A 21515-nucleotide genomic window follows, 5' to 3' on the forward strand; every position below is an offset into this window, starting at 1 on the left:
TCTCCCCCCCCAACCATATTAAATTCCGCAGCAGTACTATTAAAAAAGTATACCGTACTGCAAAACCCACTGCAAGCTTAGCATCAGCAAGGTATCATAATAATACAAACAAGCGGATTAAACCATTGAATTAGTCATTTTGTGTTATTTATAAGGACTATCACCGCAAATGATAATGGACAGCATTAAATAAAAAAGGATTTCCTCACTATTACATAGAAAATATTATTAAATATTAACTCAGTATATCATAAAAAATTAACATAAATTAAAATTTTTTCATATTTCAACTCTATCTTCCGTACTACAAGGAGGGTATCCCTATGAACCTGTCTGCAAGGTTAACCGAAATAGCCCACCATTTCCCAGGTCAAGAGGCGATCGTTTTTAATAACCAAAGGCTAACTTACGCTCAATTGGACATCTTAATTAACCAATTGGCCAGTGGTCTCACGAAGTTGGGTATTAAAACAGGGGACCGGGTAATGCTGGTTATGCGCAATTGCCCGGAATTTATTATATCCTGTTATGCTATTATGCGCATGAACGGCATTGTAGTGCCGATTAGCCCACAGTATACGATCAATGAAATGAGCTTAATTATTAAAGATTGCCTTCCCAAAGCAATTATAACCTGCCCGGAAAAGCAAGAAGTATTATACAAAATTAGCCAATCTTTCACTATTCCTGCCGGTATTATTACAAATAGCAGTAAACCTGCCCAAGAGAGCATTAAGACGTACGAGCAAATTTGCGATAAAAGCACTGTTACATTCCCAGAAACTGAGCATAACCCGGAAGATGTTACTGAAATTATGTATATTTCGGAACTAACCGGCAAACCCAAAGGTGTTATGCTAACCAACAACAATCTGTTCAGCAATGCACTGACCTTTTCTCAGGTTTGCTCCTTATGTCCTGTAGATCGCGCTCTTCTAACCGCACCAGCTTACTATGCGGGTTCACAAACTTGTGTTATGAACGGCACTATCATTACAGGCGGTACTCTTATAATACAAGAAGGCTGGAAAGGTGCGGAAGAGCTGTTAAGAAATATTGATCAGGAAAAAATCACCTTTTTGTTTGGCCCGCCTACAATGTACAGCTTGTTATTAAAGTACCCGGCGTTGGAAAAATTTAATTTCAGCTCACTTCGCCTTGCGCTCTGCGGTTCCGCTAGCATGCCGCCGGGTCTATATGAATCAGTTTTATCAAGATTAAATATCCACTTAACTGATGGTTACGGTCTTACCGAGACATCCCCTATTGTTACGGTTAATTTTATTGAGCAGTCTGGTAAAATTGGTTCGATTGGCAAACCCCTACCTGATGTGGAAGTAAAATTATTCGATTATAAAGATCGGGAAGTTCCGCAAGGACAGGTAGGTGAAATTGCGGTAAAAGGTCCCAACGTAATGAAAGGATATTTTAACCGGGAAGAAGAGACACGCTTGGCACTCCGCAATGGTTGGTTCTATACCGGAGACCTAGCCTATGCTGATCAGGATGGCTACCTGTACGTTGTAAACCGGAAAAAAGATCTGATCATACGCGGAGGAGTACATATTAACCCCCATGAAGTTGAAGAAGTTCTTTATGATCACCCAGGTGTGTTTGAAGCTGCAGTAATGGGCGTACCGGATGCTGAGAAGGGCGAAGAAATACTTGCCTACATAATGCTCAGGAAAGATTATGCACTAAGTGCTGCAGACATAAAAACCTTTTGCCGGGACAAATTAGGTCGAGATAAAATACCTCGCTACATCCGCTTTATAAACAATATGCCCAAAACATCATCCGGGAAACTAATGCGCAAAGAAATGAAAAACTGGTTGACCAAGCAAGAACCACCGGTATAAACCGGAGGTTCTTTTATCTGTATTTATATTTATGTAATAATGCGTTGTTCTTTAAACAAGCCTAAAGCATTTAAAACATCATCCTGGGAATTGGATATACCCGTTAGCGCCTTGAACTCTTGACCGTTTATTTCATAAATTACAACTTTTATTTCTTCAAGTAATAGCAGAGCTTGGTGTACATCAAGGAACAACCCGGCCTGGCGTATTAGCCTTTCCAAAGTTTTTTCCATCATCGCCGCCAACATGCAAATTAATATATGCGCAGATGCTTTATCCTGAACATGCGCTGTACTTGGCCATAGTGCAAAATTATTTACATTATTAAATGAATCACCCAAAATAGCCAGACTTGTATACGCTTTTAGAATCTCCTGCCCCCTCAGGAAGTTGTTATTGGTTTCTATAAGAAAGGCTCCCGCAAGGTCTGTGTCTTGTCTCAGCAATTCATCTCGGCGACGAAAACGAAATTCCAGTGCTGTATCGTCGTAATGCCATTCAAAATATTTACGGCAATAACTATCTTTAAACACAGGTAGTTCTTGATTAAATACTGATTTGACATTATGACTGCGTCCTTCATCCACTGCTCGTTGAACAGATTTCAGTTCATTTTCTATGTCGCTAAGTCTCTCGCCGAGTATTGCCTTCGTGCGTTTAGCTGCTATCGGATTACCGTATATCAGGTAACGAGTATTGCCGTCCCTTATTTCCTTAAGCCATATATCTTCTGACGTTTGTTGGAACCCGTGCTTGTTTGTATGCCATTCCCGGATGAACAGCTCGCGGTCTCGTTGAGTCAGACAGTTACTACCCATAATGTAGTCGTATTTACTGGCAGCTAAAACTCCCCTTTTGTGATTATTTATTCTGCTGCGTTCACCAACAAATATACATTTATCCATATCAAAGTTTCTCTTTAAATAATCCATTATACTTTGAAACTTCTGTTCTTCAGAGGTTTCACCCCAAATATGATATCCTATGGGCATACCGCCCCGGCTAACAAGCAAGCCAAAGTTAACTCTCTGATACCTTTCTGAAACTCCCGGGATAACTTCACCATTAAAAGACGGATTGATTCGGTCAGACAACGCGGGTTCAATCATGCCTGCATCAAGCAAACAAAAGGCTAGATCAGTATCAGTATTAATAAACATCAAGGAACTTAATTTTTCAAATAAACTTTTTTCCAGTTCCTCCTTAGCAACAGTAATGACATCCAACGCTGAGGAAAAATTCTGCATGGTCAATTTCTTTTCCAGTATTGATGGCATATATAAGCATTTATACCAATCACTGATCGCTTGCCTATATTGCGGCTTAACTAGCTGGTTAATTACCATCAATTCAACCAGCAAAGGAATATTCTTGAGTTTTTCATCCTGGTTTGAGCCGGCTACGTTTGCCAGGAGTTTGTCCATGCCAAACAACTCCCAAATTTTATGGAGGGCAAGCACTTCTCCATAGCGTAATATTTTTTTAATTTTTATATTCTCCGGGTGGCCTGTACTGCCGCATATCTTGGATAACCCAGCAATCAAGCCTCTTATCTTTTCGGGTGTCAATTTATCAATACTACCCAGGTTAGCAACGACGCGCTGTTTTACTTTATCACCTTCCCGATAATTTTCTATTAATTTCAAGTAAGTATATTCTTTACCGTTACTCCGACTAGTAATTTTCCGAAAAAACAGCTGCATCACCACCTAACTAAAAAAAAGTAATAACCGTTCCAACTAGTAACTTAACAATTGATTGTCTAGTTTGAACACCATTTTTATCACTACTATACTTTACATTTAAACATAAATAAAAAAAGACACAAATCTTTTAAATTTAATATAACATAAGCGATATTCTCATGCAATATTTCACTAATCAGAGCGAAACCCTACCTAGTGAGTGATATCTGTTATGCTTATAATAATTGTCACTTGAATCAAGCTTGTCTATTGATAAAGGTTCCGGGCAATGACACTGGCCTTAACTATAGCAAGAAAGCAGACACCTAATAAGTGCCTGCTTTTTACTGCCTTCCCAATATGTTGTAAGCATCCCGTTTAGTGCTCGCAATTAACATCGTGGTTATCACAGCTAGCTGCTGAATTAGAGGGCAGATGTCCTAGTGTATATTTAACTACCACATCATCTATCTTTCCGCTTATTCCGGTAATCACCTGCAAACCATTGGCCTTTAATGGTTGCAACGCCCCAGCACCAATACCACCAACTATTACCGTATCCACCTGCTCATCTCTTAATAAGCCGGCCAAACCCTCGTGATTATGTTGCATTTGCTCAGCTGAGATAATTTTCTTATCGATTATCTGCCCACCGCTTAATTCCACAATCACAAACTCCCTGCTCTTACCAAAATGCTGGTTAACATAACCGTATTCATGGGGTAACGCAATTTTCATCTGTTTAATACCTCCGTTAAAACTATTAATCAAAGCTATAGAAAATAAATTTAGACATTTACAAATAATTATTATGAACTCTTGCCCATTACTATTTTATTCATTTATGAACATTGTGTCAATAAATAGGTTCATCACCAACCTTAGTTCTTATGCATAAAAAATCCCGCCATTATAAGCGGGATTTTTATTATACACAGCCGGTTGGTTTAGGCAGACCGGCCAATTTGCAGGCACCCTTGGCTGGACCGGAAGGAAAAAGCTCATATATTTGCTTAAGGCTGAAACCTGTTTCTTTGCACAATTTTCTTACCATTGGAGCAACTTGGAATTGCTTGTAGTATTCACGCAGGTAATTAATCACTCTCCAATGGTCATCTGTCAATGTCTTAATACCTTCACTCGTTGCAAATGCTATCGCTAACCCTTCAACCCACTCACCGGGGTTAAGAATAAAGCCGTCCTCATCTAATTCAATTCGTTTTCCATCCACTTCAAGAAAAGCCATTAGTTTCCCCCTCCAAATACTGTTTATATATTTCCCCTAATAAAGCCTTTTCTTATTAAGATATATGGTATGGTAAGGAAAAAATTTTTTTATCATTTGTATTATATTAACACCCCAAGATTCGGAGTGCAACAATCATTAACTAATATAGAAGCTACTTCAATTTACTTAACCACATGAGCTAAATGCTTTTATTAGGGGGTTAATTAAATATATGCTAGCGGGTAAAAATATGCTTGCCTATTTAGCAGCTTACTTTTATATTAACACACAGGGATTTAATGGCGTTTCCAATAGGTCATTACCAACATGATGACTAATGCTAAAACACTACTTTCAGGTTGTTTACTGCCAAACAGTAGAGTAAACTTGATGAGTATGGGAGTGATGAAGGATGATTGTATTACAGGCATCTCATATTTACAAAGCATATGGTGAAGCCCAATTGCTGAATGACGTTACCCTGACTGTTCGGGAAGGAGAAAAAATCGGGCTGGTGGGAAGAAACGGAACCGGTAAAACCACCTTACTGAAAATTCTAACCGGAGAACTATCTCCTGATGGCGGGGATATTATCCGTCCCAAAACGGTCACCCTGGGTTATCTAGCTCAACAGGGTGTCCTGCAGTCGGAGCACACCGTCTGGGAAGAAATGCTAGCAGTGTTTGACCAACACATTGCTATGGAAAAAAAATTAAGCAATTTGGAAAATGTTATGAGCAAATCTGAAAATACGGCTAACCCGGAATCGCTAATAAAAATAACTGATGAATATACCCACCTGCGGGAAGTTTTCACACAAAACGGCGGTTATGGATATCAGGCTGCCATTCGTAGTGTACTGCACGGGTTGCAATTCGGCGAAGAGCACTATCACTTCCCGGTGGATAAATTAAGCGGCGGTGAAAAGACTCGCCTGGCCCTGGCCAAGTTGTTATTAACAAAGCCAACAGTACTGTTATTGGATGAACCCACTAACTACTTGGACATGGATACCATGACCTGGCTGGAAAAATACCTGCAAACATACCCGGGCGCTGTTCTAACCGTCTCCCACGACCGTTATTTTTTAGATACCGTCGTTGGCACAATTTATGAATTAGAGTTTTCCAGGTTAACACGATATAGTGGTAATTACTCACGTTATTTATCATTGAAAAAAGAAGAATTAGAACGCCAAGCTAAACAATATCGTAAACAGCAGGATGAAATTGCCCGGCTGCAAGACTTTGTGCAACGTAATATCGCCCGGGCATCAACTACCGGACGGGCTAAAAGCAAACAAAAATTACTTGAGAAAATCAAGCCGTTGGAAAAGCCTGCCACGGACAACAAAAGAATCAATCTATCCCTAAATTCTACACAATCGAGCGGTAAAGAAGTGCTATGGGCAAAAGAGTTAAGCGTCGGCTATAAAGATGCTTTGATTGCCCGCAATATCAGCCTGGCTATTGCTCGCGGAGAAAGGGTTGCCATCATAGGGCCTAACGGTATCGGTAAGACCACGCTGTTGAAAACGCTGGCCGGCCTTCTGCCCCCGCTGGCGGGCTCAATCAACCAGGGTTATCATGTTAACACAGGTTATTATGAACAAGAACAAAAGCACCTCATAGGTAATAAGCAGGTTATCGATGAGCTTTGGGATGAGTATCCGGAACTTGACGAGCAAACCGTGCGCTCAATATTAGGCAGTTTTTTATTCAGTGGAGAAGATGTGCTGAAAAATGTGGGAGAGCTAAGCGGCGGTGAAAAGGCCAGACTTGCTCTGGCCAAGCTAATGTGCCTCCGGGCAAATTTTTTGCTATTAGACGAACCAACCAGCCACCTGGACATACTCGGCAATGAAGCACTGGAAGTTGCTCTGCTGCAATACCCCGGCACGCTATTGTTTATCTCCCACGACCGCTATTTTATCAATAAAATAGCCGGCCGGGTTCTTGAGCTTACCCCGGATGGCATCAAAAGTTATCTAGGTAATTTTGATGATTATCAAAATAAAAAGATGGCTGAGCCTAAAACCCTGCAGCAGGATAACCAGCACACCCCAGCTAGTGATAATAAAAAAGAATTCCTCCAGCGCAAAGAAAAACAACGGAAGGAAAGAAAGAAACAGCGACGCGCGGAAGAGCTGGAAGCACTAATCACTGCTGCAGAAGAAAGCATCGGTCATCTGGAAAACCAGCTTTATTTACCTGAGGTATACAATGACCATGAAACTTACCGGCAAACAAGCTCGGAGCTGGAAAAATTACGGGCAGAACTGGAGGCGTATATGGAAGAGTGGGTGGAACTAACGGGATAGAGGCAAGGGGCGAGCTTACCCTCGCGGTAGCGTGTATATTTTGTCAGGCATAGCGAAATAAGCAATATTACGTTGTAGTGTTAATTACGTCCTCTTAACACACCAACCAGCTCAGGCCAAGTATCCACGATAAAGTCCGGACGGCAGGCTTGCAATTCTTCCCTGGAGGCCATGCCCCAGGATACCCCAACGGTAATCACCCCGGCATTACGCCCCGTTTCCATATCATAGTAACTGTCACCTACAAATACTGCCTGCTCAGGACTTGCCCCGAATTTATCTAAACCCTTAAGCACGGGCTCACCGTGGGGTTTAGGGTTTTCCACATCCTCCAGGGACACCAGGTGTTCTAGATAACTGCTTAAACCAGTCACAGCAAGGCCTCGCTCCGCCATCTGACGTCGTTTGGAAGTCACCACCCCGATGCCATTAAGCAATGGTTTTATTTCAGCCAGCGTCTCGAGGGCGCCCGGGTAGACTTTGATATACTGGTCATGTATGGTCAGCTGGTAGTTGATATAGCTATCAAACAGTTCCTGCCACCTTTCCCGGCCAAACTGCCGGCAGGCGTCACGCAGAGGTAAACCCACTGTTTTCATCACTGCCCCATCGTCCCAGGGAATGTTCATTTGATTGAATACATGATAATACGTGGCTTCTATAAGCGGTAGCGAATCCAGCAAGGTACCGTCAAGGTCAAATAGCACGTAATCTTTAAGCATTATACCCTCCACACTGCGGTTAAGCATCTTTTGAATCTTACCGCGGTAATATTATTTAACCAGGACCGCAACCCAAAGACAGAATTTTATGGTATTGCCATATTTACGGGACGATGCATTGGCAAACTGCTGGAATCCATTGTTTTAAATTACCGAGCCGTTGCCGTTATACCCGCATGGACAGAGCTATTCTATGGCGTGTCACATCCACATCAATTACACGAAGAGTAACCACATCACCCACAGACACGACATCCAGTGGGTGGCGCACATACCCTTCAGCCAGCTCGGATATATGCACCAGACCGTCATGTTTCACACCAATATCCACAAAGGCACCGAAATCCACCACATTACGCACGGTGCCTTTCAGCAGCATCCCTATTTGCAGGTCTTCTATGCTCAGCACATCGACCCGGAAAACCGGCGGCGGCAGCTCTTCACGGGGATCGCGACCGGGACGCAGCAAGCTGTCCACAATATCCCGCAAGGTCGGCACACCGGCTGCCAGCTTTTCTGCTACGTCCTCAACATTCAGCCTGGCCAGTTTAGATCGCAGGTCCGGGCTACCAACAGCAGTCATATCGACACCTAAATAATCCAATAACTTAGCTGTTAGCGAATAGGACTCAGGGTGTATGGGCGTAGCATCAAGCAGGTTTTCCCCTCCGCTAATCCGCATAAAGCCTACACACTGCTCATAGGTTTTCGGACCCAGGCGGGGCACCCGGGATAACTGGCGGCGATTATTAAACCGGCCGTTTTGCTCCCGGTATTGCACAATATTTTCTGCTACCACACCATTGATTCCAGCCACATAACCGAGCAAAGACGCCGAAGCAGTATTTAAATCGACACCTACATAATTAACGGCCGACTCCACTACCTTGGCCAGGCTATCATTCAGCTGTTTGGGTGCTACGTCATGCTGGTACTGTCCCACACCCACTGCCCGGGGTTCAATCTTTACTAATTCAGCCAGCGGGTCTTGTAGCCGGCGTGCGATTGAGACAGCACTGCGGGCGGACACATCCAGCTTAGGAAATTCCCGGGCAGCCAGCTCCGACGCCGAATAAACACTGGCCCCAGCCTCACTCACAATGGTGTAAGCCAGTCCCGGTTGATTATATTTCTGAATAAAATCGGCCACAAATTGCTCAGTTTCCCGGGAGGCCGTGCCATTACCAATGCTGATCACGTGCACCCCGTACTGTTTTACCACTCTGGCCAAAACTGCTTCGGCTTCAGCGATCTTTTTTTGGGGCGGCGTCGGGTAAACTACACCTACTTCCAACAGCTTGCCGGTCTCATCCACCACTGCCCATTTACACCCTGTCCGGTAGGCCGGATCTACCGCCAGCACCACCACATCCCGCACCGGGGGCTGGAGCAGCAGACTGCGCAGGTTGCGGGCGAAAACCTGCACTGCCCGGGCTTCAGCCCCCGCAGTTAACTCACTGCGAATATCGCGTTCCACGGCCGGTGCCACTAACCTTTTATAAGCATCCGCCACAGCTTTTTGAGTGAGGCCTGTCGTAACCGTACCTTGTTTAACAAATCGACGATACAGCCACTCAAGCACGGGTTCCTCATCCACCTGCACCGCCACTTTCAGGTAGTCTTCGCGCTCACCCCGGTTAATGGCCAACACCCGGTGCGGCACTACTTTTTCCACCGGTTCCTGGTAATCGTAATACATCTGGTAAACGGATTCAGTTTCAGCGTCCCTGGCCTTGGTTAACAGCCGGCCCTGCCGCCGGGTATAATCCCGCACCCAGCCGCGCACATCCGGATCATCTGCTACCAGTTCGGCGACGATATCCATCGCTCCCTGAAGGGCGTCCTCCACGGCAGGTACCGCTTCCGATAAATATGCACCTGCCTCAGCCTCCGGGCTCCCGGACTGCGGGAAGGTCAGCAGATAATCGGCCAGCGGTGCCAAACCCCGATCACGGGCTACACTGGCCCGGGTTTTTCTTTTCTGCCGAAAGGGCCGGTACAAATCCTCTACCTCAGTTAATTTAACAGCGCTCTCAATCCGCGCCTGGAGCTCTTCGGTCAGCTTGCCCTGCTCTTCAATTAGCCGGAGCACCTCGGCCTTACGCTGTCCCAGATGACGGTGAAAATTGACCAGTTCCTCAATGCGGCGTATCTGCACTTCGTCCAGCTCGCCGGTTACCTCTTTACGATACCGGGAGATAAAGGGGACTGTGTTCCCTGCTTCCAACAGCTGAACCGTGCTTTCAACTTTATGCCGGGGAATACCGGTTTCCCTGGTCACAGTTTGCAATATATCGTTGGACAATTCGTTGGGCATCCGGCTTATACTCCTTCCATTAATAAAAACTAAGAGAACCATGCAACAAGATATATTAAACACCATTTTTCTTTTTTATCAAAGACCTAAAAGGTTATTTACTCAAAATCAAATGGTATTTCATAAAAAACAGTATTTTAAGGCTTGCTACTTTTGAAGAAGGACTTTCTGAGCAGGTTTCATAGCTGCAGTGATTCAGTATTAAGGAAACCCCTGCCGATAAGAACCAGATAACGGTGATCGGGGAAATTGCGGTAGGCCTAATTGACCTACCGCAATTTCCCCAAAAGGTAAAGTAAATGGGGAACTTTTAAACTTCAGGAAACTTCTTGGACAGTTCTTATGGAATCCGACCTAACCATGGCTGCCATAGCACAATAAAAAATCGAAAATTATAATGACTTGGATACAAGATACGACATATTTTTCCTAAACTGGTATGCTATACTACTAAAAGGTCACTTTACCTGGAACCATAGCAGTTATGGTAACCTGACTGACCGACCAAGCACGCGTTAAAAACAATTGTGCCTCCCGTTGTGGAAAGAATGGTATACGCAGGGAACAATAAAAGCCCTCCAGTGCGATTCATTTCGCAATGGAGGGCTTTTAAATATATGTAAAATACCCATATTCAAAAAAGGAGGTAGACAATTGAGAAAAGGTCGATTAAAAACATTTATCGCATTGTCCCTGGCGCTCGCTCTGACTCTTTCAACAATACCATCACCGTTATTAGCCGACACAAATCATCACCACGAAGCGTCATTGGAAACACCATCAACTGAAACCGGCACTTCAAGCACAATGGAAGATATCAACCCCGACCAGGATACACCCGGCAGCGATCCAAAACTTCAAAACCCGCAGAATCAAAGTGTTGCCGAACAAACTTACGCACCAATACTGCTCGACCGTTTGCCATCTGGAGCAAACGACTACAAAACCAACCGCTTCATCGTTAAATTTAAAAACGAGCAAAGCAAAAGCACCCTTACCGCTGCCATCAGCGAAGATCTAAAACAGCTTAAAAACTTTAAATACCACCGCTTTAAAGACTTTAGCGTCATAACCACAAAAACAGCCATGAAACAAGAAGACCTCGTAACAAAAATAAACAACCAAAATGCAGGCAGCGCAATCGCCTACATCCAACCCGACTACCAGCTAACCGCCGCATCACTGGATGCGGAAACAGCCATGCAGCAAAACGACCTGCCCGAACACCTGCAAGGGCTTCCCTCCACCCCAACCAACACCGGTACACCTGTCGACCTAGCCGACATCAACCTAAAAGCCGCCTGGTCAAAATCCCAAGGAGAAGGAGCCATAGTTGCCGTATTGGACACAGGCATCGACACCACCCACCGCGATCTGGCCCATAGGATCTGGTCCAACACCGCCGAAACAGCCGGCAACGGCATCGACGACGACGGCAACGGCTATATAGACGATACAACCGGTTGGAACTTCCCCGGCAACAATAGCGCAGTACACAAGTCCGGCCATGAATACGACGAATGGCACGGGACACATATAGCGGGAATAATTGCCGGTGTGGCCCCGGATGCCACGATCATGCCACTGAAAATCTTTAAAAACGGTACAGCCTATACCAGCGACATCATCGAAGCCATCGCCTATGCTGAAGAAAAAGGTGCTAAAGTAGCCAACTGCAGCTGGGGGATAAGCTTTGACAACCCGGCCTTAAAAGAAGCCATTGTTCACTCTAACATGCTCTTTATATGCGCGTCAGGCAACAGCCATACCAACATCGACGCCAACCCAGTCTATCCCGGATCATACAGAGGGACTAACATTATTACAGTTGCCTCACTAAATAAAGACGGAAAATTATCCGGCTATTCGAACTATGGCAAAACAACTGTTAACGTTGCCGCCCCAGGCGAAAACATCATCAGCGCCACACCCGGCAACAGAAACGGCAAGAGCAGCGGCACCTCCCAAGCAGCCGCCTTCGTATCGGGCGAAGCGGCACTGATACTAGGAAAACATAAAAACGCAAGCGCTTCAGAGATAAGGCAGGTTATTATAGAATCATCCGACCAAATGCCTAACCTGACCAATCAAATAATTAGCGGCAACAAGATCAATTGCGGCAGAGCCGTATCATCCCCCTTTCCGGCAAATAAAGAACCGTTGATCAATGAACACAATAAAGACATATCTGTCGATAGCTCAGTATATAAAGACATCTCGGTCACCGATTTAGTATATGTCGATACAACAGATACAGAATTTATTTATGGTGATACTACCGACTCAGAATCAGTTTATCAGACTACTGAAAGATACAGCCTGTATTCCGGTGAAATCTGGAACATAAAAGCAAGTATGCCCACAGCGAGATACGGTCTGGCAGCGGCAGCAGTAAACGGGAAAATTTATGCAATCGGGGGATATAACGATGTTAGCGGTTATTTAAACACATTAGAAGAATATAATCCTGCAACAAATACCTGGACCACAAAAGCAAGTATGCCGACTGCAAGAACCTGGCTGGCAGCGGCAGCAGTAAACGGTAAGATCTATGCAATCGGCGGTATCAACAATTACAATACTAAATTAAATACGATAGAAGAATATGACCCCGCCACAGATACCTGGATGACAAAAGCATCTATGCCCACATCAAGGTGTTTATTGGCAGCGGCAGCAGTCAATGGGAAGATCTATGTAATTGGCGGCAACAATAATAACGGATTTCTAAATACAGTAGAAGAGTATGACCCCGTGGCAAATACCTGGACGACAAAGGCAAATATGCCAACATCAAGAAACTATTTAGCGGCGGCAGTAATCAATGGAAAGATCTATGCAATCGGTGGTTTTAATGATAGCTTATTTAATAGTTTAAATACGATAGAAGAATATCACCCGGTAACAAATACCTGGACGGCTAAAGTAGGAATGCCAATGCCAAGATTTGTGTTATCAGCGGCAGCAGCAAACGAAAAGATCTATGCAATTGGTGGAAGACATTTCTACGATGGTGATACCTTAAACTTGTTAGAAGAATACGACCCCGTCACAAATACTTGGACAACCAAAGCAAGCATGCCTACAGCCAGAGGGTATTTGGCAGCGGCGGCGGCAGGCACCAAAATATATGCGATCGGCGGGTTTAATAACAGCATCGGCACCTTAAATACAGTAGAAGAATTAAGTCTACCATCCGTCGATTCATATCAATATCAATACGACGCTAACAACTGCTTGGATTATATTATTACACCGCCGGGACAAACCATCGACTACCAATACGATGCCAACGGGAATTTGCTCCGCCGGATACTAACACAGTAACCTAACTAATCAGTCAAACAACAGATCAACTAAAATATGAAACATCGGAAAGGAGATAAACGGATGAAAAAGTGCCTTGTGTATATACTGATTATAACTTTTCTCATCAACATACCGCTCCCCGCTTTGGCCCAAAACAGCGGCGCGGCAACAGCCCTTACAGATGCCGATAAAATAGCCAACTTAGAAAACTCACTGCCCCAGCTTGGTAACTACCCCTTGTTATCCGGGGAAGCAGATGATGATAAGACAACGCCCATAGATTTCAAGCTAGATAAATTCATACAAATAGAAAAAACCGAACCGCTACCTCCAACATCAAAAGAAGCCGCCGCTCTGAAAATGCAGGCAAACGAATCACTTAACAGCCTCAAGACGCTTCAAGAAGAAAAAAACAAGCGGGACCCGCTGGAAACGCTAGGCAAACCAATCTCAGCGGAACTATATAACAGCCTGATCAGCAATAACAGGCAGGACCTTTTAGATGAACTACTGGCCCAAGGGCGCACAATATCAGATGAAGTATATGGAACAACACCGCCCGCTACATCATCCGTATCCCGTGAAGTCTACGGCGCAACAAACCATGAAGCCCTGGCAGCGGCAGCTAGCTCCGGTGAAGACCAGGCGTGGTACAGCGCGTTTGTTGGCCCGTCAACCACAAACGGAGTTAACAACGAACAATATTCCGCTTGGGCAGATATAGATGAAATCATCTCCCCCCAGACCGGCGATCTAACAGTCAAACAAACGGACATCAAACTACCGGGCAGAAACGGCCTGGACCTAAACATCAGCCGGCTATACCAGAGCAACCAAGCATTGTGGGGAGACCTCCGTACATCAGGGGACAGAGGCGGATACAGCGATTACGCAACCTACTATCAGAACAGGTACAACCTTGGCCTGGGCTGGTCTTTCTGCTTCCCCTCCGTACAGGTGGAAAAGATAGGCTACGAAAGTAATGGAAGAATTTACTTTAAAAAAGAACTATACTACCATACCGGTGACGGTAGGGTATACCATGTTGATTCCTCCTCATCCTCCGGCGGGACATACAGCACCCTGGAGAAATATTACGACAAAGACGCTAAATTTAACCTCGGCGATACCAGTTTTAGCAACGGCCAGACAACCAGCCGGTACTCCTTCATTACAGCCGACCAGACCAAACAGTATTTCGCCGAGGACGGGCGACTGCTGGGCATTAAAGACCGTTTCAACAACCAAATAACCTTCAAACATACGGAAAAACCGGTAGCCAACTACACCCCCAACAACGACTTTGAATATGAAGAGACTGTGGGACTTTGGAAGACCGCAGGAGAATCGCGAATCAAAGCGCCCTTTTCTTACGATGAGACATTTGGCAAAGATGATACATCATCGCTGAAGTACAGCGGTACTGTGAAAAGTAAAGCGCTTTCCAGCTTTATACCGGTATTGCCAAACACCGAATACTATTACAGCGCTTATTTTTATGATCAACTAACCAGCGGCAGTACCCAGCTTTCGTGTCGTGTATACGATCATAACTTTGATGTCATACAAATGGGAGCTATTGGCCCCAACGCCAAAAATACCTGGAATTTTAAGCAAGGCTCTATGCCAACCAATGATGAGGCTAGATATGTCCAATTTGAATTTTATAATACCGACCTAGGCGATGACATAGACGGCACAGTATGGCTGGATAAAGTCAGGTTTGACCGGGCCTGGCCGCTGATCTCCGAAATTACCGATAGCATCGGTCGAAAAGTCACCTTCACTTACACCGACACGCTGTATCAAAACGAGGACCCTTTAGATCCTGCAGCGGGGACAATTACCGTTAATGTTACCGATCCCGCGGCGGCCAACAGCTATACCATAACGTATGATAAAATACGGGTTCAAGCCGAAGTTGATTGGTATCTATTGGATGAAGAGGGCAATAAAATAACCTCATGGTGCGAACAAAGAAGATATCCGCTGCTATACAGAAGTTACAACGGGGATTTATACGATATATATTCTTATACAAATACCATAGAACGTTTTAACTTTTTAGACCCGGCTGTACACAGTGACTCTCCCACTGTAGCCCGGGCTTTATTAAGCCAAATGGAACTTAGGAATTCCAAAACGGTATACAATTATGGGCTAACCACCAAACCGCTGGGGGGCCACGGTCTTTGCGAGACCCATAAAGTCGCTGAACGCTATGAAAATAAAGTAAACAGTAGCGGTGAATACTTTGGCTCGTATAACCGCCGTACCTACACATACAACCAATCGACCAGCACCATGCAACAGGACAACGGACTGGCCATCAAACATACCTATCAATACAATTCGGCCCATAAAGGCGACTTAAAATACAAAAAAGAGCAACACAACACCACCAGCGGCGATAAAGAGATCACCTACTACGAGCAATACGACGCCGTCTTCCGGGATAAACCCACCAGGCTTAAAACCGAACAACACAACGCCGGCGGCAACGTCAACACATTCTACCGGGGCTACACATACAGCGACTGGGGCGGCATAGCCACCGAAACAGCGCTGCTGACACCGGCCCAGTGGAACAACCCGACCGAAAAAAGCCGGCACACCACCAGCTATACCTATCATCCCGACTATAAATTTTTAACATCCACAAGCTATTATCAAAAGCCCGGGCTGTTACTGACCGAATCAACCAGCTACGACAGCCTGGGACGCATTGCCACCGCCACCAACGCCAAAGGCGAAACAACCAACTACCAATACGGGGACACAAACCACCCCGGCAACTGCACCAGAACCAACATCCAGCACAGCGACGGCCGGACCACCAGGACCGACTACAGCTATGCCGGGGCTTATTATGCCTTTCCCAGCACCATAACCAGCTACTACACCGAGGAAGGCGTACAAAAAACCAGCGCCACACACAAAAGCTATGAATTTATCCGGGGTAACGTAACCAGTGAAACAGACGCCTCGGGCAACACAACCCGTTATAGCTACGACACCCAAGGCAGACTCAAAAAAACAACCCACCCGCAGTCAACGGGACAGGACGGAAACTACGTGGTGGAAGAGCACACCGACTATTATAACTATATTGATCTATCCGGTTCTTGGATAGAAACGCCTCAACGTACCTTTGGCGTCTATAACTACAGTACCGCAAACGGCTCCGAATTCAAATATTCTCTTGATTTCTATGACGATCACGGTAACCTGCTCCTTTCCCAATACTGGGACTATAATCGCGGGGTATATGTCCCGGCTGTATATGGCTACGACAGCTATAATCAGCTAACCTGGCACAAAGACGCCAACGGCAACAAAACCACCTACCAAAGTGACGAATGGGGCCGCCTAAAAAAAGTCACCGACCCCCAGGGTAACTACCATGCCTTTGATTACAACCTAATCAACCGTACCAAAACCACTACCTTCGTCCCGTCGGACACCGGCGCGGCCGAAAACCATTACGTGGAAACAAGCGATCAGTGGGGCCGGACAATATCGAGAAAAGGCTACCCCAACGGGCCGGGCGGAGCTGCCGTTGAAGAAAAATACGAATACGATCTGGTCGGTAACCTGACCAAACTAACCGACCCCAATAACAACAGCACCCAGTACAGCTACGACGCTCTGAACCAATTAACTAAAGTCACCAACCCTTTGGGAGAGATCACCGACTACGCTTATGACCGTTTGGGAGATCTGACCCAGATAAAACAATACCAGGGCGCCGCCACCTTCCCCACAGTCCAGCAGTACAGTGAAAGAGGCGCCATGGTAGCCAAACAGCCCCCGGCGGGACAGCCCACCACCTATAAATACAACGCCAACGGCCTGCCGGTGCAGATAAAAGACGCCTCGGGCAAAATCACCGCCCTGGAATATTACCAGGACAGCCGGCTATCCCAAAAAACAGCCAACCAAGACCGGATACAATATTACTACTACCCCCTGGGCATCGTGGAGAAATACCAGCCCCTAAACGGCGATACCCTGAGATATCTTTTCTATTGTACCGGGCAAATCGGCTACCGGATAACCGCCGAAAGCTACGTTGCCGGTTTTGAATACGACCTGCTGGGCAACCGGACTAAAGTAACCCATCCGGGCAACTTAGCCACCAACTACCAGTACAACAACCTGAACAGACTAACCACCGTCACCGCCGACGGTAAAAACTACACCTACGAATACTACGGCGACGGCATGGTAAAAGCCGTCAACTATCCCCAATTAACCGATGGGACAAGCATGCGTACCGAATACACCTACGACAACAGCAACCGACTCAAGACCATGCACAACAAATTAGGCAGCCAAACAATCACCCAATACAGCTACAACTACGATAACAACGGCAACATCACCTCGGTAACCGAAAACGGTCAAACTACAAACTACACCTACGACGCCCTGAATCGGCTTACAGGAATACAAAGGCCGGGCGGTGAACATGTAAGCTATCAATACGACAGCAGGGGTAACCGGACAGTAGCCTCCCCTAACGATAGCGGTCTGGACGGATTTATACCCGGCGACTTTAGCTACAACAACTGGGACCAATTGGCCACATTCACTACTGGTGGTCAGACCAATAACTACTCTTACGATCCCGAAGGGCTGAGGACCAAAAAAGTTACCCCTTCCGGCATCACCAGGTACCACTATGACAACACCGGCAGAGTCATCACCGAATCCAACGCCGGCGACTATGTTACCGCACAGACGATCTGGGGCAACCAAGCTTTGGCCAGGAAAGTAGGCACAAGCTATTACTACTACCTGTACAACGGTCACGGAGATGTAACCAAGGTAATCGACCAAAACGGCAATATCGTCAACAGCTATAGCTACGACGAATGGGGAAATATCCTCTCCCAGCAGGAACAATTACCCCAGCCGCTGAAATATGCCGGAGAGTATTATGACGACGAGAGCGGCCTGTACTATCTGCGGGCCAGGTATTATGACCCGACTGTGGGGAGGTTTATATCGAAGGATAGTGATGAAGGAAATGTAACAAACCCGTTAAACCTGAATTTGTATACGTACTGTGAGAATGATCCGGTGAACAATGTTGACCCTAGCGGACATAATCCAGTAATTTTAGGTCTTTACGCTTATGCCTCTAAGGTATTAACTTCTCCTGATACTCAAAACGATTTGAGACTAATTTCAATAGATATACAAAAAAAGGATTACCTTGCAGCAGGACTGGATACAATTGGCTTGCTGGTTCCTGCGGGAACTGGATTTGGAGAGTTATCTAAACCGGTTCAAAAGGGAGTTGTTTGGTTAAGCAAACAACTTGGTAAGAGTGTCGATGAAGTATTAGAAATGGTGGGTAAGGCAGGAGAATATGCTTCGAGCTCAGCCCAGTATCAAAGGCTAAAACAAAGTTTGGCAACAAAAGAAATTCAAAGCGTTGTTAAAACCACAAAGCATGGTGCTGAAAGGCTAATAACAAGAGGTTTTACTCCTTCAGATATAAGCGATTTAAAACTTTCACCATCAAAAGTTATGACGCAAACAGATGGAGCTAGTGTTTACATTAAAGATATTGGAAATGGTAAATTTAATATTATTGTTGAAAGTGAAAACGGTGTTGTCACTGCATTAAAGAACATTGGGCAAAACTCGTTAAACAGATTAAGCAAAAACTATGGATGGAAGTGAGGTGTCAAGTAAATGAGCAACCAGAAATATCAATGTTGCTTTTGTGACAAAAATATAGAATCAAACCAATTTGATATTACTGCACTTATTGTAGTATCAAATTGGGATAAAAAACAAGATTTACAGCAGGAGCAACAGTTATTTTGTCATATAGAATGTTTACGAAGCAAATTAGTAGATAATGTTCCATTGTATATTGCAGATATTATTGAGTAATATGAATATGAGTCACACAGTCCTGACTGCTGTGCTCGGGTAGTTGTTGGGCCCGGCTCAGGAAGTGCTGACGATGCATTTAAGTTTTTTAAAGGGCAGGTTAATCCAAATACGATTAGGGAAGTAAAACCTGGTACTTTTGTTGGCAAAGATTCAAATGGATTAACGTTCACCTATAGAGCATCTTCCAAATCGGGACCTCCAACGATTGATGTAAATGGAGTTTCTGGATTAAGAAAAATTAAATTCATTGATGGGGGTGCGACAAAATGATTAGAGCCTTGTCGGAATCCTCATTCGATAGAATAGCGAAATCGTATTTTAATATATTCTTAGGAAATAATCCTTTTGAGGATTGCTTTAGAAAGGAAATTGAAAAAGTAGAATTGCTGTATCCAGTTGATGGATATTATCTGGCACAAAAGCAATATACCGCTTTAATGCTTACCTTAAGTAATCTTTATGTTGATGAAGAAGTATATATTTCAGAAATTGAGACTGAGTCAATAGGAGATGTTTTTAAACAAAATTGTGATGTTACTAAATATGAGTTAAAGCACTGGTCTTTTGATTTATCTACCTCTTATGATGAATATATGCAAATGGACATTAATGTTGAAAATGCAATTTATTCATCACAGGGTAAATGGGGAATAATTATATCGCATGAAGAACATGCTGTAATTGGAGGGAGTATCGAATTTTTAGAAAAGTTTAAAGTAAAATACCCTGAATTTAATAATTCCATAAAGAATTTCCAAGCACATTGGGAGTATAATAAAAATAATTATAATTCCAATATGGAATGGTATGATAGGTTTATAGAATCGCTAAAGAGATGATTATTGTGTAGGTTGTCAATTAGAGCAATTGTGTACATGCCTGTTTTTGCACATTTTAATTAAAAGGCATAGGGGTCATGATTTTGACCCCTATGAAACCCTTGAAAAATGAGTAATTCACAAAGCATGACCCCGTTTACAACTCCATTGCGCCAAATCCGACTTCGATGCTCGGGTAGTAGTTGGGCATGGCTAACGCCATTCCCAACTACTACCATAAGGGGACAGTCCGTGCGTCCGAGAAATGGCGCGTCATATAGTGGGTGTGAATCCCACCCAGCAAGGTTGAGCCGACCACTGGTAGTTAGCCTTGGAGTGTAAATGGTAACATTTACATTTAAGCGTAGGCAAACGAGGTAGCGGGCCGAAAGCCAGAGAGCTGAATGGAGATAGAGCCCCGAAATCCCTTAATCGGGAAGGCTGATGTGCTGGACTGCACAGAAAGCAACATCATGTCCGACGCTATAGGTTAGACGAACATGACTTCCCCGGGGTCGAAGCCCTTGGCACGTTACACAATGTTATGATGCGGCAACTCGGGAGATCCCGCCTGCTCTTCCATGCACAATGGGAGTATGGCCTACAAGCGATAAAAAGTAAGGAAGCCAAATGGTGGACGGGAAGACGGTGACCTATCATTGCCCTATCAAGGGAAACATTTACTACACACAGGGGTAGATAAGCAAATGGAAACAAAACTTGCTAGGATAACAGAAATAGCTAAACTGAAGCCGAACGAGAAATTCACATCGCTATATCACCACATAAATGAAGAACTGCTTTTGCAGTGCCACATGGAACTGAGTGGCAACAAAGCAACCGGTGTAGACGCAGTAACCAAGGAAGGATACGAATCACGACTAAACGAAAACATCAAAGACCTAGTTATCCGTCTTAAAAGCCACAGCTACCGCCCCATGACCCAGGGAAGCAGTTGGCAAATTAAAGCGTCTATGCCTACACCAAGGTATGCATTGGCAACAGCGGAAGTCAGCGGCAAGATTTATGCCATCGGCGGTATTGGCAGCGGAGTTTATTTAAATACAGTGGAAGAATTTACTTTAAAAAAGAACTATACTACCATACCGGTGACGGAAGAGTATACCATGTTGATTCCTCCTCATCCTCCGGCGGGACATACAGCACCCTGGAGAAATATTACGACAAAGACGCTAAATTTAACCTCGGCGATACCAGTTTTAGCAACGGCCAGGTAACCAGCCGGTACTCCTTCATCACAGCCGACCAGACCAAACAATATTTCGCCGAAGACGGGCGACTGCTGGGCATTAAAGACCGTTTCAACAACCAAATAACCTTCAA

The 21515-nt window shown here is 44.7% G+C and carries 12 protein-coding genes; 7 read left to right on the forward strand and 5 right to left on the reverse strand.

Going from position 1 to position 21515, the window contains the following annotated elements:
- Positions 1 to 323: 323 nt before the first annotated feature.
- On the forward strand, positions 324 to 1859 hold the full coding sequence (locus tag SPSYN_RS10095) for a class I adenylate-forming enzyme family protein (protein WP_161822371.1): 1536 nt from the start codon (positions 324 to 326) through the stop codon (positions 1857 to 1859).
- Between the two features lie 29 nt (positions 1860 to 1888).
- Here SPSYN_RS10095 and SPSYN_RS10100 read toward each other — a convergent pair whose 3' ends face one another.
- From SPSYN_RS10100 to SPSYN_RS10110, 3 genes are all read right to left on the reverse strand, one after another.
- A complete protein-coding gene (locus SPSYN_RS10100) occupies positions 1889 to 3556 on the reverse strand; it encodes an IS1634 family transposase (protein ID WP_161822397.1) in 1668 nt (555 codons plus the stop codon).
- Between the two features lie 366 nt (positions 3557 to 3922).
- The gene (locus SPSYN_RS10105; protein ID WP_161822372.1) at positions 3923 to 4282 is read right to left on the reverse strand and encodes a NifB/NifX family molybdenum-iron cluster-binding protein; all 360 of its coding nucleotides are present in this window, start codon (positions 4280 to 4282) and stop codon (positions 3923 to 3925) included.
- 190 nt (positions 4283 to 4472) lie between these two features.
- Complete coding sequence (locus tag SPSYN_RS10110) at positions 4473 to 4790, reverse strand: TusE/DsrC/DsvC family sulfur relay protein (RefSeq protein WP_161822373.1); 318 nt, start codon at positions 4788 to 4790, stop codon at positions 4473 to 4475.
- A gap of 394 nt (positions 4791 to 5184) precedes the next feature.
- Between SPSYN_RS10110 and SPSYN_RS10115 the strand changes: the two genes are divergently transcribed.
- The gene (locus SPSYN_RS10115; protein WP_161822374.1) at positions 5185 to 7092 is read left to right on the forward strand and encodes an ABC-F family ATP-binding cassette domain-containing protein; all 1908 of its coding nucleotides are present in this window, start codon (positions 5185 to 5187) and stop codon (positions 7090 to 7092) included.
- 80 nt (positions 7093 to 7172) lie between these two features.
- Here SPSYN_RS10115 and SPSYN_RS10120 read toward each other — a convergent pair whose 3' ends face one another.
- Together SPSYN_RS10120 and SPSYN_RS10125 are read right to left on the reverse strand one after the other, a co-directional pair.
- The gene (locus tag SPSYN_RS10120; protein WP_161822375.1) at positions 7173 to 7814 is read right to left on the reverse strand and encodes an HAD-IA family hydrolase; all 642 of its coding nucleotides are present in this window, start codon (positions 7812 to 7814) and stop codon (positions 7173 to 7175) included.
- Between the two features lie 166 nt (positions 7815 to 7980).
- Positions 7981 to 10131 carry a Tex family protein gene (locus tag SPSYN_RS10125; RefSeq protein ID WP_161822376.1) on the reverse strand — a complete coding sequence of 717 codons (2151 nt, stop codon included), beginning with the start codon at positions 10129 to 10131 and terminating at the stop codon, positions 7981 to 7983.
- A gap of 654 nt (positions 10132 to 10785) precedes the next feature.
- Here SPSYN_RS10125 and SPSYN_RS10130 point away from each other — a divergent pair.
- From SPSYN_RS10130 to SPSYN_RS10150, 5 genes are all read left to right on the forward strand, one after another.
- On the forward strand, positions 10786 to 13458 hold the full coding sequence (locus tag SPSYN_RS10130; protein ID WP_161822377.1) for a Kelch repeat-containing protein: 2673 nt from the start codon (positions 10786 to 10788) through the stop codon (positions 13456 to 13458).
- Positions 13459 to 13521: 63 nt separating this feature from the next.
- Entirely contained in the window at positions 13522 to 19134 is a 5613-nt protein-coding gene (locus SPSYN_RS10135; protein WP_161822378.1) for an RHS repeat domain-containing protein, read from the forward strand.
- A 12-nt stretch (positions 19135 to 19146) separates the two neighbouring features.
- Positions 19147 to 19350 carry a hypothetical protein gene (locus SPSYN_RS10140; protein WP_161822379.1) on the forward strand — a complete coding sequence of 68 codons (204 nt, stop codon included), beginning with the start codon at positions 19147 to 19149 and terminating at the stop codon, positions 19348 to 19350.
- 269 nt (positions 19351 to 19619) lie between these two features.
- The gene (locus SPSYN_RS10145; RefSeq protein WP_161822380.1) at positions 19620 to 20192 is read left to right on the forward strand and encodes a hypothetical protein; all 573 of its coding nucleotides are present in this window, start codon (positions 19620 to 19622) and stop codon (positions 20190 to 20192) included.
- 686 nt (positions 20193 to 20878) lie between these two features.
- Positions 20879 to 21409 (forward strand): Kelch repeat-containing protein, encoded by a 531-nt coding sequence (locus SPSYN_RS10150; RefSeq protein ID WP_161822381.1) that lies wholly within the window; start codon positions 20879 to 20881, stop codon positions 21407 to 21409.
- The last annotated feature ends 106 nt before the right edge of the window (positions 21410 to 21515 follow it).

Origin of the sequence: Sporotomaculum syntrophicum (assembly GCF_009932395.1) — a bacterium.
In the GTDB taxonomy this organism is placed as follows: domain Bacteria; phylum Bacillota; class Desulfotomaculia; order Desulfotomaculales; family Desulfallaceae; genus Sporotomaculum; species Sporotomaculum syntrophicum.

Excerpts from the sequence above, each read along its gene's own strand:
- SPSYN_RS10095 (WP_161822371.1), top strand. The coding sequence starts at position 324 with ATGAACCTGTCTGCAAGGTTAACCGAAATAGCCCACCATTTCCCAGGT.
- SPSYN_RS10105 (WP_161822372.1), bottom strand. The coding sequence starts at position 4,282 with ATGAAAATTGCGTTACCCCATGAATACGGTTATGTTAACCAGCATTTT.
- SPSYN_RS10110 (WP_161822373.1), bottom strand. The coding sequence starts at position 4,790 with ATGGCTTTTCTTGAAGTGGATGGAAAACGAATTGAATTAGATGAGGAC.
- SPSYN_RS10115 (WP_161822374.1), top strand. The coding sequence starts at position 5,185 with ATGATTGTATTACAGGCATCTCATATTTACAAAGCATATGGTGAAGCC.
- SPSYN_RS10120 (WP_161822375.1), bottom strand. The coding sequence starts at position 7,814 with ATGCTTAAAGATTACGTGCTATTTGACCTTGACGGTACCTTGCTGGAT.
- SPSYN_RS10125 (WP_161822376.1), bottom strand. The coding sequence starts at position 10,131 with ATGCCCAACGAATTGTCCAACGATATATTGCAAACTGTGACCAGGGAA.
- SPSYN_RS10135 (WP_161822378.1), top strand. The coding sequence starts at position 13,522 with ATGAAAAAGTGCCTTGTGTATATACTGATTATAACTTTTCTCATCAAC.
- SPSYN_RS10140 (WP_161822379.1), top strand. The coding sequence starts at position 19,147 with ATGAGCAACCAGAAATATCAATGTTGCTTTTGTGACAAAAATATAGAA.
- SPSYN_RS10145 (WP_161822380.1), top strand. The coding sequence starts at position 19,620 with ATGATTAGAGCCTTGTCGGAATCCTCATTCGATAGAATAGCGAAATCG.
- SPSYN_RS10150 (WP_161822381.1), top strand. The coding sequence starts at position 20,879 with ATGGAAACAAAACTTGCTAGGATAACAGAAATAGCTAAACTGAAGCCG.